Below are 13,588 nucleotides of genomic sequence, written 5' to 3'. Positions count from 1 at the left end.
ACTTCGGAACAACCCGGCCCGACGCGGGCCGGGTTGTTCCTTTGGCGCTCCGCCCGCGCGGAACTCCGGCCTCCCCGGCGGGGAATGCGCTTACCCCGCGAAACCCGTCGGAGTTACCCGGAGAAACCCTTTCCTCCCCTCACGGCTTCCTCCACTATGGGCACCGCCCAACCGGTCGGTACGTCAGGCCGGCGCGTGTGACGCCGCGCACGGCGGGGCGGAAGAGGAGGCAGCTGGATGGCTCGGGCCGACGGGACCGACGGGACCGACCACGACGCCCGGCCCGGAACCGGCACACACACCGACGCGTCCGACGCCCGGCTGACCGAGCTGCTGCGCGCCGACACCGCCACCGCCTATCCCGCGCTCCAGGAGCTGCGGGCCAGGCACAGTGCGGCCCTGCTGGCCTACGCCCGCCTGTGCACGGCCGGTGAGTCCTCCGCCCGGCAGCTCCCCGCCCACGCCTTCACGCGGGCGGCCCGCGAGATCGCGCGCGGTACCGACGCCGGGGGCCCTCTGCGGCACCGACTCCTGCTGCTGGCCGGTGAGTTGACGCGCGAGTGGGCCGCCGACGACCGGTCGGGCGGGCTCGACCCCGGGCTGCTGCTCGTGCTGAACACCGCGGGCCCCGGCGGCCCCGTCCCGCCGCTGCTCACCGCGTTCCGCAATCTGCCGCCCCGCGCGCAGGGCCTCGTCTGGTACGGCGTCGTCGAGCAGGAGAGCGCGGACCGCACCGCCGTACTGCTCGGCGTCAACCGCGAGGACGTCACGTACGGCACCTCGACGGCGCTGCACACCCTGGCGCGCTCGTGCCTGCGGTCGCGGCTCGCCGCCTCCCACGACGTGCGCTGCGCGGACTACCAGCGGCTCATCGAGGAGGCGGTACGGCCCGACGGTCCCCGGGGCGGCGCCGACCTGCACACCCACATGGCACGCTGCCCGCACTGCACCGCCGGTTACGAGGAGCAGTGCGCGCTGCGCGACAACCCGCGCACCACGCTGGCCGAGGGACTGCTGCCGTGGGCGGGCACGGCCTACGCGCAGGGCACCGAGCCCGCGGCGCCGCCCGCGATCCGGGCCTCGGACGAGGCGTGGCCCCCGTCGCGCCGCTTCGCGCTGGCCTCCGCCGCCCTGGGCGTGGCCCTGGCCCCGCTGCTGCTGTTCCTGCTGGGCGGCGGCGCCCCCGACCAGGAGCCGGTGGGCACGGACAGCAGCCCGTCCGGACCGCCGCCCGTGACGGTGACGGCCACGGTTCCGCCGTCGCCGACGGCCTCCCCGTCGCCCTCGCGGTCCCCGTCACCGTCGGCCTCGAAGACCTCCACGTCCCCCTCGCCGTCGAAGAGTCCGACGCCGACGCGGACCGCCCGCCCGCGGCCCACTCCGAAGCCGCCCGCGCCGACGCACCCGCCGGGCAGCTCCTACGCGCAGGTGGTGAACGTCGCGACCGGTCTCTGCCTGGACATCCGCGACGGCCACATGGAGAAGGGCACGGACGTGATCACGGCGCCCTGCTCGTCCTCGCCGACGCAGCGCTGGCGGGTCGACTCCGGGCGGGGCGTGGTGCAGTCGTACGCCGACTCCGACTACTGCCTGGACAGCCGCGGTTCGGTGGAACGCGGCGTCGGCATCTGGGAGTGCGACTCGGTCGACGGGCGCAACGGCGCGAACCTGCGGTTCGCCGTGGACGACGAGGGCCGCATCCGCCCGGCCATCGCCTTCGACACGGCGGCGGAACCGGACGGGTACGGGGTGGCGCTGCGCACGCTGGACGGGGACGGCGATCAGCGGTGGAGGGCCGGGGCGCGGTGACCGGCCGTCGCCGGGGCGGAGTTCGGTGAAGCGGCCCTGCCCGGCCGGACCCGGTGACCAGTCGCGTCACGGGCGGAGGCGCGGTGAATCGGCCGTGGCCGGGCCCGGTGGCGGCAATCCGGGCCGCCCATCGGGGCGTTCAGGCGACCCGCGCGCCGGCCCGCCACACCTGGGTGACCAACGGGACGCCCGGCCGGTAGGCCAGGTGGACGTGGCTGGGGGCGTCGAGGACGGTCAGGTCGGCGCGGGCACCGGGCGTGAGGCGGCCGATGTCGGTGCGCCGCAGGGCCGCGGCGCCGCCCGCGGTGGCCGACCACACCGCCTCGTCGGGCGTCATCCCCATGTCCCGCACGGCGAGCGCGATGCAGAACGGCACGGAGGACGTGAACGACGAGCCGGGGTTGCAGTCCGTCGACAGCGCGACCGTGACACCGGCGTCGAGCAGCCGGCGCGCGTCCGGCCATGCGGCGCGGGTGGAGAACTCGGCGCCGGGCAGCAGCGTGGCGACCGTGTTCCCACTGGCCAGGGCGTCCACGTCGGCGTCGGTGAGGTGGGTGCAGTGGTCGGCGCTGGCCGCGTCGAGTTCCACGGCGAGCTGCACGCCGGGGCCGTGGGAGAGCTGGTTGGCGTGGATGCGGGGGTGCAGGCCCTTGGCCCTGCCCGCGGTGAGGATCGCGCGGGCCTGGTCGCCGTCGAAGGCGCCCTTCTCGCAGAAGACGTCGATCCAACGGGCGTACGGGGCGCAGGCGTCGAGCATCTCGCCGGTCACGAGGGCGACGTAGGCGGCGGGGTCGTCGGCGTGGTCCGGGGAGACGATGTGGGCGCCGAGGAAGGTAACCTCGTCGGTGTGGGCGGACGCGATGCGCAGGGCGCGGGCCTCGTCCTCGACGGTCAGGCCGTAGCCCGACTTGGTCTCGAAGGTGGTGGTGCCCTGGCGGAGGGCCTCGGCGAGGTAGCGGGTGAGGTTGGCCTCGAGCGCGGCGTCCGTCGCCGCCCGGGTCGCGGCGACCGTGGTGCGGATACCGCCCGCGCTGTAGGGCCGCCCCGACATCCGGGCGTTGAACTCCCGCGTCCGGTCGCCCGCGAAGACGAGGTGGGAGTGGGAGTCCACGAAGCCCGGGAGCACCGCGCGGCCCTCGGCGTCGACCCGGTTGTCAGTGGCGGGTGCTTTGCTTGATTCACCGGTCCACGCGACGCGGTCGCCGTCGACGACGACGGCCGCGTCCTGGATCAGACCGAGGGGGGATCCGTCGCCGAGGGAGGGGTCGTTGGTGACCAGCGTGGCGATGTTGGTGATGACAGTGCTGCTCATGGCGTCCTCGTGGGTGGTCGTCAGGCGCGGAGTGCTTCGACGGCTCGCGACAGGGCTCGCGGCACGTCGGGGACGAGCGTGTGCGCCCCGTCGCGTACGACGTGCCGCCCGGCCACGATCGTGTGCCGTACGTCCGCTGCCGTCGCGGCGAATACGGCCGTCTCGGCGCCGAGCCGGGGCAGTGGTCCCGCTGTTCTGACCGAGTCGAGCGCGATCGTCGTGAGGTCGGCGAGCGCGCCGGGTTCGATGGTGCCCGCCTCGTGCCAGCCGAGCGCGGCATGCCCGTCGGCGGTGGCGGCCCGCAGCAGCGCGGCGGCGGTCCAGTGGCCGCGGGTGCGGGTGCGCAGGCGCTCGTTCAGCTCCATCGCGCGGGCCTCTTCGAGCAGGTCGACCACGGCGTGGCTGTCGGAGCCGAGCGACAGCGGGGATCCGGCGCGCTGAAGGGCGGCGGCGGGCCCGATGCCGTCGGCGAGGTCGCGTTCGGTGGTGGGGCACATGCAGGTGCCGGTCCCGCTGCCGCCGAGCAGCGCGACGTCCTCGTCGGTGAGATGCGTGTTGTGGACGCCTGTGGTGCGCGGTCCGAGCACGCCGTGGTCGGCTAGGAGCCGGCTGGGGGTGCGGCCGTGGGCCGCGAGGCAGGCGTCGTTCTCGCCGGTCTGCTCGGACAGGTGCACGTGCAGCGGGGCCCGCCGCTCCTCCGCCCAGCGCGCCACGATCGCCAACTGGCCGGCGGGCACGGCCCGTACGGAGTGGATCGCCGCGCCGATCCTCGCGTGATCCCGTTCCTTGAGAAGTGAACAGCGTTCTGCCCAGGCGTCCGCGGTGCCGTCGGAGAAGCGGAGCTGATGGGTGGTGGGCGGCTCGCCGAAGCCGGACGACAGGTAGCAGGTGTCGAGGAGGGTGATGCGGACGCCGGCCTCGGCGGCGGCCGCGACGAGCGCCTCGCCCATGGCGTTCGGGTCGGCGTAGGGGGTGCCGCCGGGGGCGTGGTGGACGTAGTGGAACTCGCCGACGGCGGTGATGCCGGCGAGGGCCATCTCGGCGTACGCGGCGCGGGCCAGCGCGTGGTACGTGTCCGGGGTCAGCCGGTCGGCGACGGAGTACATGACCTCGCGCCAGGTCCAGAAGGTGCCGGAGCCGACCTGGACGGTGCCGCGCAGGGCGCGGTGGAAGGCGTGGCTGTGGGCGTTGGCGAGGCCGGGGAGGGTGAGTCCGCGCAGGATCTCGGCGCCGGGCGGCGGGGCCGGGGTGCCGGTGCGGACGGCGGCGACGCGGCCGTCGGCCACGTCCAGGGCGACGCCCGGCTCGACGTGCGTGCCGAGCCAGGCGTGTTCGAGCCAGTAGGTCGTCGGGGAGGTCACCGGCAGGCCAGCCCTTCCAGTACGTCGGCGAGTGCGAGCACCCCGGCCACGCAGTCGTCCTCGGCGGCGAACTCGGCCGGGGAGTGCGAGACGCCCGTGGGGTTGCGCACGAACAGCATGGCGGTCGGGACGCGTCCGGACAGGATCCCGGCGTCGTGTCCCGCGCCCGTGCCGAGGACGGGCACCGTGAGGTCGGTGTCCGTGCCGAGGATGCGGGCGAGTTCGTCGCGCAGGGCGTGGTCGAACTCGACGACGGGCGTGAAGGACTCCCGGACGACGTCGAGGTCGACGCCGTGCGCCGTGGCGTACTCGCGGGCGGCCTTCTCGACGCCGCCGACGACGGTGTCGAGGCTCGCCTGGTCGGCGGCGCGGGAGTCGAGCCAGCCGCGCACCAGGGACGGGATCGCGTTGACGCCGTTCGGCTCCACGGCGATCTTCCCGAACGTGGCGACGGCACCGGCGAGTTCGGCCTCGCGCCGGGCGGCGAGCACGGTCTCGGCGTACGACAGCATGGGGTCGCGCCGGTCGGCGAGGCGGGTGGTGCCGGCGTGGTTGGCCTCGCCCCGGAAGTCGAACCGCCACCGCCCGTGCGGCCAGATGGCGCTCGCGATGCCGACGGGATCGCCGCTCAGGTCGAGGGCGCGGCCCTGCTCGACGTGGAGTTCCACGAAGGCGCCGATGCGGTCGAGGCGCTCCGGGTCGGGCCCGATGGCCTCGGGGTCGTATCCGGCGGTCTCCATGGCCCGGGGCAGGGTGACCCCGTCGCCGTCGGTGAGCAGGTGGGCCTGCTCGACGGTGAGCTGCCCGGCGGTGAGCCGCGATCCGACGCAGGCCAGGCCGAAGCGGGCGCCTTCCTCGTCACCGAAGTTGACGATGCCGAGCGGCCTGGTGAACCGCGCGTTCCTGCCGCGCAGTTCGTCGAGGGCGGCGAAGGAGGACACGACGCCGAGGGGGCCGTCGAAGGCGCCTCCGTCGGGCACGGAGTCGAGGTGCGACCCCGTGACGACGGCGTCCCCGTCGGCGGGATCACCGGCCCAGGCCCACTGGTTCCCGTTCCGGTCGACCTCGTAGTCCAGTCCCCGGCTCCGGGCCTGGGCCTCGAACCAGGCCCGGCAGTCGGCATCGGCGGACGTCCAGGCGAACCGCCGGTAGCCCTGGGACGCGGAGTGCCGCCCGAGGGGCGCCAGTTCCCGCCACATCTCCTGGAAGGACGATCCACTCGACCGAAGGGGGGAGTGCGGGAGGGTGGGCACAGCCGGACCGGCGGACGGCGACGAACCATCGGCCCCCACCGAGGAGTTGCCGCCCCTCACGCCGACCCGCCCTCACGCATCGGCACCCGGACCCCCCGCTCCGAGGCGACCGCGTCCGCGATCTCGTACCCCGCGTCCACGTGCCGGACGACCCCCATCCCGGGGTCGTTCGTCAGCACCCGCCGGATCTTCTCCCCCGCCAGCGCCGTCCCGTCGGCCACCGTGACCTGACCGGCGTGGATCGACCGCCCCATGCCCACACCGCCCCCGTGGTGCAGGGACACCCACGACGCGCCGGACGCCACGTTCACCATGGCGTTCAGCAGCGGCCAGTCCGCGATCGCGTCGGACCCGTCGAGCATCGCCTCGGTCTCCCGGTACGGGGAGGCGACGGAGCCGCAGTCGAGGTGGTCGCGGCCGATGACGACCGGCGCCTTCAGCGTGCCGTCGGCGACCATCTCGTTGAACCGCTCGCCGGCCTTGTCCCGCTCGCCGTAGCCGAGCCAGCAGATGCGCGCGGGCAGCCCCTGGAAGTGCACCCGCTCGCCGGCCATCCTGATCCATCGGGCCAGCGACTCGTTCTCCGGGAAGAGGTCGAGGATCGCCTCGTCGGTCCGGGCGATGTCGGCCGGGTCGCCGGACAGCGCGGCCCAGCGGAACGGGCCCTTGCCCTCGCAGAACAGCGGCCGGATGTAGGCGGGGACGAAGCCGGGGAAGGCGAACGCCCGGTCGTACCCGGCGAGTCGGGCCTCGCCGCGGATGGAGTTGCCGTAGTCGAAGACCTCGGCGCCGGCGTCCATGAAGCCGACCATGGCCTCGACGTGCCGGGCCATGGACTCGCGGGCGCGGGTGGTGAAGCCGGCCGGGTCCTTCGCGGCGGCCTCGGCCATGTCCTCGAAGGCCACACCGAGCGGCAGGTAGGACAGCGGGTCGTGGGCCGAGGTCTGGTCGGTGACGATGTCGACGGGGGCGCCCATGGCGAGCAGCTGCGGGACGAGCTCGGCGGCGTTGCCGAGGACGCCGATGGACAGCGGCCGGCGCTGGTCGCGGGCCTCGACGGCGAGCTGGAGGGCGTGGTCGAGCGAGTCGGCCTTCACGTCGAGGTAGCGGTGCTCGATGCGGCGGTCGATGGCGCGGGGGTCGCAGTCGACGCAGAGGGCGACGCCGTCGTTCATGGTGACGGCGAGGGGCTGGGCGCCGCCCATGCCGCCGAGGCCGGCGGTGAGGGTGATGGTCCCGGCGAGGGTGCCGCCGAACTTCTTCGCGGCGACGGCGGCGAAGGTCTCGTAGGTGCCCTGGAGGATGCCCTGGGTGCCGATGTAGATCCAGGAGCCGGCGGTCATCTGGCCGTACATGGTCAGGCCGAGCTGCTCCAGGCGGCGGAACTCCTCCCAGGTGGCCCAGTCGCCGACGAGGTTGGAGTTGGCGATGAGCACGCGCGGGGCCCACTCGTGGGTCTGCATGACGCCGACGGGGCGGCCGGACTGGACGAGCATCGTCTCGTCCTGCTTGAGGCCCTGGAGGGTGCGGACCATGGCGTCGAAGGACCGCCAGTCGCGGGCCGCCTTGCCGGTGCCGCCGTAGACGACGAGCTTGTCGGGGTGCTCGGCGACCTCCGGGTCGAGGTTGTTCTGCAGCATCCGGAGGGCGGCCTCCTGCTGCCATCCCAGGGCGCTCAGTTCCGTACCGCGCGGCGAGCGTACGGGGCGGGGTCCTGACACGGGTTGCCTCCCAGCGGACGATGATGCGGCGGGCCTTGCTAGAGATATTCACATCTTGACTCGATGAATAGAGCTAGTCAATACGGTCGTGCGCCAGCGGCGGCGCGTCGCGGATGTTTGGCTGGACCCATGCGGTCGAGCAACGGCATGACGGGGGACGGCGTGAGCGACGGACACGAGGACAGCACCCGGCGGAGCGGCACCGGCGACGTCACGGACCGGGCGGCGCGGCGGGACGAGGCGGTGCGGGCCGCCGTGGACCAGGGCCTGCTGGGACCGGACCGGCCCATCGTGGGGCTCCTCGACGTGGACGGGATACGGGAGTCGGCGGCCGGGCTGCGGGCGGCGTTCGAGGCGGTGACGGCGCCGGGCACGCCCGTGCTGCACGCGTTCGCGGTGAAGGCGACCCCGCTGGTGCCGGTGCTGCGGCTGCTGCGCGAGGCGGGCCTCGGCGCGGAGGTGGCGAGCCCGGGCGAGCTGGCGCTGGCGAGGGCGGCGGGGCTGCCGCCGGACCGCACGGTCCTCGACTCGCCGGCGAAGACCCCGGCGGAACTGCGCGAGGCACTGGCGCTCGGCATCGCCGTCAACGTGGACAACCCCCAGGAGCTGGACCGCGTGGACGCCCTCATGGCCTCCGCGACCAGCCGCTCCCCCGTCGGGATCCGGGTGAACCCGCAGGTCGGCGCGGGGTCCATCGAGGCGTTGTCCACGGCGACGGCGACCTCGAAGTTCGGGGTGGCGCTGCGCGACGACGGCGCCCGCGAGTGGGTCGTGCGGGCGTGCCTGGACCGGCCGTGGCTGACGCGGCTGCACGCGCACACCGGCTCGCAGGGCATCCCGCTGTCGCTGATGGCCCAGGGCGTGGCGGAGACGTACGCGCTCGCGGAGGAGATCAACCGGCGCGCGGGCGAGCGGCGGATCGACACCGTCGACATCGGCGGCGGACTGCCGGTGAACTTCGCCTCCGACGAGACGACACCGACGTACGCGCAGTACGCGCGGCTGCTGCGGGAGGTGGTGCCGGGGCTGTTCGACGGGCGGTACGGGCTGGTCACCGAGTTCGGGCGGTCGCTGCTGGCCAAGCACGGGACGGTGGTGGCGCGGGTCGAGTACGCGAAGACGGCGGGCGGCCGGCCGGTGGCGGTGACGCACGCGGGCGTGCAGATCGCGACGCGGACGGTGTACGCGCCGGCGGCCTGGCCGCTGCGCATAGCGGCCTACGACGCCAAGGGCCGGCCCAAGTCCGGGCCGGACGTGGTGCAGGACGTCGCCGGACCGGCCTGTTTCGCGGGCGACCTGCTCGCGGCCGGGCGGGCGCTGCCACTGCTGGAGCAGGACGACTACGCGGCAGCGCTGGACACGGGCGCGTACTACTTCGCGCACCACTACGCGTACAACTCGCTGGCGCGGCCCGGGATCTACGGCTTCGCCCCGGACGGCGGCGGGGGCGTCGCGTTCGCGACGGTGCGCGAGCCGCAGACGGTGGAGGAGATCGTGGCGGAGTCCGGCGGCGCACACGCCGCGTCCCTCACCGCCCTCACGGAGGGCACCGCCGACTGACGTGACGGGGCGGCCAATTGGTCCACGCTAGCCGCTTCACGCATGTTCCACGGGAAAATGCCAGAACCTCCACCTGGGACTCACACGGAGCGTAGTTTCGGGGTTACTCAACCGAAGCCCATGGGGAGGGGACGTCGCCGTGCCCGGAATCGACGAGTGTCTGCTCGAAGCGATGCGTCTGCCCGGTGCCCGGGGTGCCTCTCTGGTGGACTGGACGAGCGGGCTGGCCCTGGGCACCGTCGGTGAGGCGCCGGGCGGCGACCACGAGACGGCCGCCGCCGAGGCGGCGGAGTTCGCGCGGCTGGCCGCCGAGCACCGCGCGTTCGCGGCCGACGACACCGGCGGCGAGGTGGACCCGCCGGTCGAGGACGTGATCGTCAGCAACCGGGACAGCTATCACGTCCTGCGGTTCGTGCGGACGTCCTTCGACAGCAGCGTCTTCCTCCACCTGTGGATGGGCCGCGCCGACGGCAACCTCGCGCTGGCCCGCATCCGGCTCGGTGAGATGGCCGGACGGCTGGTCCTGGGATGACGGCGGTCATGACGACTCCGCCGCGCCTGCCGATACGCGAGAAGTCGACGGCGCCCACCGCCGGGCCGGGCCACCTCTCGCCGATGCTGACCCGCCTCGCCGCCGACCGGGCCACCGGCTCCCTCGTCCGCGAGGGCGGCACCCTGCACCTCGCCGACGGGCACGTGGTGCACGCCGAGAGCCCCGCCGCGCCCGACGCCGACGCGCTGCTGTCCGGCGGTTCCGGACGCGCCGCCGGGCCCGGGCCCTCAACCGGTTCCGGACCCGCCGCCGGGCCCCGGGGTGCGCACCTCGTCACCCGGGCCGCGCTGGAGGTCTGCCACCTGACCGCCTTCCACGACGCGGCCTACTTCGCACTCGCCCCCAGCCGGACGCCGGGCCGCTTCCACCACGGCACACCGCACGCGCCGGGCGTCGTACCGCCGGTGCCGGTCGAGGACCTGGAGCGCGGCGTCCTGCGCCGCCGTGCGCTGCTGCGCCGCGTGTGGCCCGACCCGGCGCCGGACACCGCGCCCCTGCTCCGCGCCGGGGACGCCGCCCGCGCGCCCGCGCCGACGCCCCGTCAGAGGGCCGTGCTGGCCCTCGTGGACGGCGTCCGCACGGCACAGGACATCGCGCGGGAACTGAGCCGGCCGGCGTTCCACACGCTGGTCGACGTACGCCGGCTGGTGGCGGCCGGCATCCTCACGTCCGCCCCGACCACACCGCCCGCCGCCCACCCCGGCCCGAACGCCCCGAACGCCCCGACCGCCGTGGGCGCGGGTCTGCCCGTGGTCACCGACCCCGACATCACGTTGCTGAAGAGGCTCAGGGATGCGCTGGAGGCGCTGTGAACGGCAGCGGACGCGTGCCGAGAGGAGAAACCTGATGGCAACCGAGGCCGACGTCCTGGACGAGCTGCGGCGCCTCAAGACCCGGGTGCCGCAGCTCACGGGCGCCCTCGCCGCGAGCGTCGACGGCCTGGTCATCGCCCACGACGCCCCCGGCGTCGAACCCGAGGGCGTGGCGGCGCTCACCGCGGCGGCGCTCGGCGTCACCGCGCGGCTGACCGACGCGACCGGCCAGGGCGGCTTCCGCGAACTGCTGGTGCGCGGCGCGCGCGGCTACGTCGCGACGTACGCGGCGGGCCGCTCCGCCGTCCTCACGCTCCTCGCCGAGGACCGCGTGAACGTCGGGCGCCTCCACCTGGAGGGCCGCCGCGCGGGCGCCCGCATCGGCGAACTCGTCGACACCGCACCGAACCCCGAACCCGCACAGCACACCGAACACGTCCAGAACTGAGAGGAACCACCGTCATGGCCAACACCGAGACCGCGCTGAAGGAAGCCCTCGCCTCCATCGAGGGCGCGACCGGAGTCGCGCTCGTCGACTACACCAGCGGCATGGCCCTGGGCACGATGGGCGGCGGCAAGACCTTCGACCTGAACGTCGCCGCCGCGGGCAACACCGACGTCGTGCGCGCCAAGATGCGCACCATCGAGCACCTCGGGCTCAAGAGCAGCATCGAGGACATCCTGATCACGCTCTCCGACCAGTACCACCTGATCCGCCTGCTCAGCGGGCGCAGCGGCAACGGCCTCTTCCTCTACCTCGTCCTCGACGCCAAGCGGGCCAACCTGGCGATGGCCCGCCACCAGCTGAAGAGGATCGAGGAGGAGCTGGAGGTCTGAGGCCCGGTCCGGGGCCGGGATCAGACCAGCGCGGCGGTGCGGCGGCGGGCTCCTCCGGGGGCCGCGTCGCCCGCCGCGATGCCCGTGCTGCGGTAGCCCTTCACGGCCTTGCCGGCCGGGCTGCCACCCGCGGCGAGCCAGTCGACACGGGCCCACAGCAGGACGTCGTCGGCCCGCTCCAGGCGCCCGAACCACGCGGCCTTCAGCCACAGTCCGACGCCCGTCCCGGCCAGCAGCATGCCGCCCGCGACCGGTACGGCGAACGCGCTGCCCAGCGCCGCCAGGAACGCGAGCAGCAGCCACCAGCGGTGTCCCCGGCGCCAGGTGCGGCCGGTCACCGCCCGGTCCTGGAGCACGTCATGCTTGCCGGCGCGGACCGCCGAGCGGGCCAGCGTCCGGTACCTGCCCCGGCGGGCGTACGCCACGACGGCCGCCGCCACCAGGAACAGCGCGGCCCCGGCCAGTGTCCCGATCCGGCGTCCGGTCAGTCCGGGCACCGCCATGCCGATGCCCGCCGCCAGGACGCCCAGCCACCACAGCGGTGCCGCCCCGGCCCGTAGAACGACGGCCACCCGAGCAAGCCCTTGTCCTCCGCGCGCCACGTCAGCCTCCCGTCTCACGTCTGTCGAAGTTCGCGCAGTGCGAAGTGTCCGAAGGATGTAACGGAGTTTTAGGACACGCACGCTAGCGGGGCAAGGTGAGACGAATCTGAGAATCCGCGGAGGCTCACTCCACGAACAGGCCGCGGGCCGCCGCCCGCGCGTCGAACTCCTCCAGCCGCGCCTGCGCGTCCGGCAGGTCGTCGCACATGGCCTCCAGCAGCACCCGGCCCAGCAGCATCGGGCCGCAGGCGGTGTCGAAGGCGAGCGCCGTGCCGACGGCGGCGGGCAGCAGCAGGTCGGACACCTTGGCGACCGGCGCGAACGCGGAGTCGGCCACCGTGACCACGGCCAGGCCTGCCTCCTTGGCGTAGGTGAGCGTGTCGACGACCTCGCGGGGGTGCCGGGGCAGCGCGAAGCAGATCAGCGCCGTGGCGCCGGCCCGGACCGCGGCGTCGATGCGGTCCTGGACCATCGTGCCGCCCTCGCCCAGCAGCCGTACGTCGGGATGGACCTTGGCGGCGAAGTACGCGAAGCCGTACGCCTGCGCCGCCGCCGCGCGCAGTCCGAGGACGGGCAACGGGCGGGAGGCGGCGAGCAGTTGGCCCGCCCGGCGCACCGGACGCGGGTCGGCCAGCGCCTCCGACAGATGGCGGAGGTTCTCGATCTCGGCCTCGACGGCCTGCTGGAACTCGTTGAACGACGCCGTGTCCGCCGTCTGCTCGGGGGGCGCCACCTCGCGCAGGTGGCGGCGCAACGCGGGGTAGCCGTCGAAGCCGAGGGCGACGGCGAAGCGGGTGACGGACGGCTGGCTGACCCCGGCGAGTTCGGCGAGTTCCACGCTGGACAGGAACGGCACGTCGGCGGCCCGGCGCACCATGCTGTGCGCGATGCGCCGCTGGGTCGGCGTCAGCCGGTGCCCCTCGAAGAGCGCCTGCAATCGAGCCGCAGGGCTGTCGGTCCCGCTCATGACGTGCTCCCCCTCATCCTCTTCAGCCATCAGAAGTCTGCATGCCGTTATACAGAGACGCGAGCCGGCCCCCGTGCGGAGAGGGGGGTTAGCCCCAGTGCGTCGGGCCGGGCCGCTGCCTAGCGTGGTGAGCATGACCGGAATGGACGCGCGGGACACCGATCTGAAGAAGGAACTCGACGCCACCTTGCAGGCGCGCAGGGAGCTGGGCGAGGAGTATGAGTCGGCGCTGGTCGAGTCGTTCCTGGAGAAGGTCGATCAGCGCATCGACGGGGCGGTGGAGCGGCGGGTGCGCCGGCAGTTCGCCGAGCAGCAGATGGTGGTGGCCCGGGACGCGCGCTCGCCGCGGCCGACGGACTCCTGGGGCGAGCGCTTCGGCTTCGGCATCGTCTCGCTGGTCCTCGCGGTCCCGCTGTCGGCGATCGGCGGCGGCGTCGCGGAACTGCCCGGCCTGCTGGTCGCCTGGGCGGGCATCGCCGGGGTGAACGTGGTCCAGGCGGCCCGCCAGAACCCGGCGTTGTTCGGGGGCGGGCGGAAGAAGCGGTCCGAAGACACCGATTGGACCGAGTGAGCGGAAGGAGTAGGCGGGGACCGCCGCACCCCCTGTGACGGGGGGCGGGACGACGGCGGTCCCCGCGTGGGACGCGGGCCGGGTCAGGGCCGGGCTTGCGCGTCCGTGGCGTCCATGGAGGTCCGGGAGCCGCTCCGGAGGTCCTTGGCGCCGTTCGGTGCCGGCCCGAGCGGGGAGCCGCTCCCGCCCTTGCCGACACCTCCAATGTGCCCTACACGTGTTAAGCGGGT

General features: G+C 74.2%; 13 protein-coding genes. 7 read left to right on the top strand and 6 right to left on the bottom strand.

What is annotated here, in order from left to right; genetic code table 11:
* Nucleotides 1-237 precede the first annotated feature (237 nt).
* Nucleotides 238-1,809 carry an RICIN domain-containing protein gene (locus ACZ7D7_RS15575; protein WP_470824772.1) on the top strand — a complete coding sequence of 524 codons (1,572 nt, stop codon included), beginning with the start codon at nucleotides 238-240 and terminating at the stop codon, nucleotides 1,807-1,809.
* 139 nt (nucleotides 1,810-1,948) lie between these two features.
* Here ACZ7D7_RS15575 and hutI read toward each other — a convergent pair whose 3' ends face one another.
* The 4 genes from hutI to hutU all read right to left on the bottom strand — a co-directional run bounded on the left by hutI (nucleotide 1,949) and on the right by hutU (nucleotide 7,456).
* The gene (hutI, locus tag ACZ7D7_RS15570) at nucleotides 1,949-3,121 is read right to left on the bottom strand and encodes an imidazolonepropionase (RefSeq protein WP_470824770.1); all 1,173 of its coding nucleotides are present in this window, start codon (nucleotides 3,119-3,121) and stop codon (nucleotides 1,949-1,951) included.
* 20 nt (nucleotides 3,122-3,141) lie between these two features.
* Nucleotides 3,142-4,482: a formimidoylglutamate deiminase gene (locus tag ACZ7D7_RS15565; RefSeq protein ID WP_470824769.1), complete on the bottom strand. Its 1,341-nt coding sequence runs from the start codon at nucleotides 4,480-4,482 to the stop codon at nucleotides 3,142-3,144.
* On the bottom strand, nucleotides 4,479-5,681 hold the full coding sequence (locus ACZ7D7_RS15560; protein WP_470824768.1) for an allantoate amidohydrolase: 1,203 nt from the start codon (nucleotides 5,679-5,681) through the stop codon (nucleotides 4,479-4,481). Before ACZ7D7_RS15560 ends, ACZ7D7_RS15565 begins: the two co-directional genes overlap by 4 nt.
* A 110-nt stretch (nucleotides 5,682-5,791) precedes the next feature.
* Entirely contained in the window at nucleotides 5,792-7,456 is a 1,665-nt protein-coding gene (gene hutU / locus ACZ7D7_RS15555) for a urocanate hydratase (protein ID WP_470824767.1), read from the bottom strand.
* 129 nt (nucleotides 7,457-7,585) lie between these two features.
* Here hutU and ACZ7D7_RS15550 point away from each other — a divergent pair, with 129 nt between their 5' ends.
* From ACZ7D7_RS15550 to ACZ7D7_RS15530, 5 genes are all read left to right on the top strand, one after another.
* Complete coding sequence (locus ACZ7D7_RS15550; RefSeq protein ID WP_470824766.1) at nucleotides 7,586-9,016, top strand: type III PLP-dependent enzyme domain-containing protein; 1,431 nt, start codon at nucleotides 7,586-7,588, stop codon at nucleotides 9,014-9,016.
* Between the two features lie 139 nt (nucleotides 9,017-9,155).
* Nucleotides 9,156-9,548 (top strand): hypothetical protein, encoded by a 393-nt coding sequence (locus tag ACZ7D7_RS15545; protein WP_470824765.1) that lies wholly within the window; start codon nucleotides 9,156-9,158, stop codon nucleotides 9,546-9,548.
* On the top strand, nucleotides 9,545-10,381 hold the full coding sequence (locus tag ACZ7D7_RS15540) for a transcriptional regulator (RefSeq protein WP_470824763.1): 837 nt from the start codon (nucleotides 9,545-9,547) through the stop codon (nucleotides 10,379-10,381). Before ACZ7D7_RS15545 ends, ACZ7D7_RS15540 begins: the two co-directional genes overlap by 4 nt.
* Nucleotides 10,382-10,415: 34 nt before the next feature.
* Nucleotides 10,416-10,829, top strand: coding sequence for a roadblock/LC7 domain-containing protein (locus tag ACZ7D7_RS15535; RefSeq protein ID WP_470824761.1), 414 nt, complete (start codon nucleotides 10,416-10,418; stop codon nucleotides 10,827-10,829).
* A gap of 14 nt (nucleotides 10,830-10,843) precedes the next feature.
* Nucleotides 10,844-11,218 carry a roadblock/LC7 domain-containing protein gene (locus ACZ7D7_RS15530; RefSeq protein ID WP_470824760.1) on the top strand — a complete coding sequence of 125 codons (375 nt, stop codon included), beginning with the start codon at nucleotides 10,844-10,846 and terminating at the stop codon, nucleotides 11,216-11,218.
* A gap of 20 nt (nucleotides 11,219-11,238) precedes the next feature.
* On the opposite strand, the gene ACZ7D7_RS15525 is transcribed toward ACZ7D7_RS15530, so the two are convergent.
* Both ACZ7D7_RS15525 and ACZ7D7_RS15520 read right to left on the bottom strand, forming a co-directional pair.
* On the bottom strand, nucleotides 11,239-11,820 hold the full coding sequence (locus ACZ7D7_RS15525; protein ID WP_470824759.1) for a hypothetical protein: 582 nt from the start codon (nucleotides 11,818-11,820) through the stop codon (nucleotides 11,239-11,241).
* Nucleotides 11,821-11,944: 124 nt separating this feature from the next.
* Nucleotides 11,945-12,787: a MurR/RpiR family transcriptional regulator gene (locus ACZ7D7_RS15520; protein ID WP_470824757.1), complete on the bottom strand. Its 843-nt coding sequence runs from the start codon at nucleotides 12,785-12,787 to the stop codon at nucleotides 11,945-11,947.
* A 142-nt stretch (nucleotides 12,788-12,929) separates the two neighbouring features.
* On the opposite strand from ACZ7D7_RS15520, the gene ACZ7D7_RS15515 reads away from it, so the two are divergent.
* Nucleotides 12,930-13,358 carry a hypothetical protein gene (locus ACZ7D7_RS15515; protein ID WP_470824843.1) on the top strand — a complete coding sequence of 143 codons (429 nt, stop codon included), beginning with the start codon at nucleotides 12,930-12,932 and terminating at the stop codon, nucleotides 13,356-13,358.
* Nucleotides 13,359-13,588: the final 230 nt, after the last annotated feature.

Source organism: Streptomyces sp. NPDC037054 (genome assembly GCF_055606745.1).
Note: the sequence above shows the minus strand (reverse complement) of the source record. Positions and strands in the feature narration are given on the sequence as shown.

What these genes read in the sequence shown, in the direction of transcription:
- hutI (WP_470824770.1), bottom strand. Translation starts at nt 3,121, where the DNA reads ATGAGCAGCACTGTCATCACCAACATCGCCACGCTGGTCACCAACGAC.
- ACZ7D7_RS15575 (WP_470824772.1), top strand. Translation starts at nt 238, where the DNA reads ATGGCTCGGGCCGACGGGACCGACGGGACCGACCACGACGCCCGGCCC.
- ACZ7D7_RS15515 (WP_470824843.1), top strand. Translation starts at nt 12,930, where the DNA reads ATGGACGCGCGGGACACCGATCTGAAGAAGGAACTCGACGCCACCTTG.
- ACZ7D7_RS15540 (WP_470824763.1), top strand. Translation starts at nt 9,545, where the DNA reads ATGACGGCGGTCATGACGACTCCGCCGCGCCTGCCGATACGCGAGAAG.
- ACZ7D7_RS15550 (WP_470824766.1), top strand. Translation starts at nt 7,586, where the DNA reads ATGCGGTCGAGCAACGGCATGACGGGGGACGGCGTGAGCGACGGACAC.
- ACZ7D7_RS15520 (WP_470824757.1), bottom strand. Translation starts at nt 12,787, where the DNA reads ATGAGCGGGACCGACAGCCCTGCGGCTCGATTGCAGGCGCTCTTCGAG.
- ACZ7D7_RS15560 (WP_470824768.1), bottom strand. Translation starts at nt 5,681, where the DNA reads ATGTGGCGGGAACTGGCGCCCCTCGGGCGGCACTCCGCGTCCCAGGGC.
- ACZ7D7_RS15530 (WP_470824760.1), top strand. Translation starts at nt 10,844, where the DNA reads ATGGCCAACACCGAGACCGCGCTGAAGGAAGCCCTCGCCTCCATCGAG.
- ACZ7D7_RS15535 (WP_470824761.1), top strand. Translation starts at nt 10,416, where the DNA reads ATGGCAACCGAGGCCGACGTCCTGGACGAGCTGCGGCGCCTCAAGACC.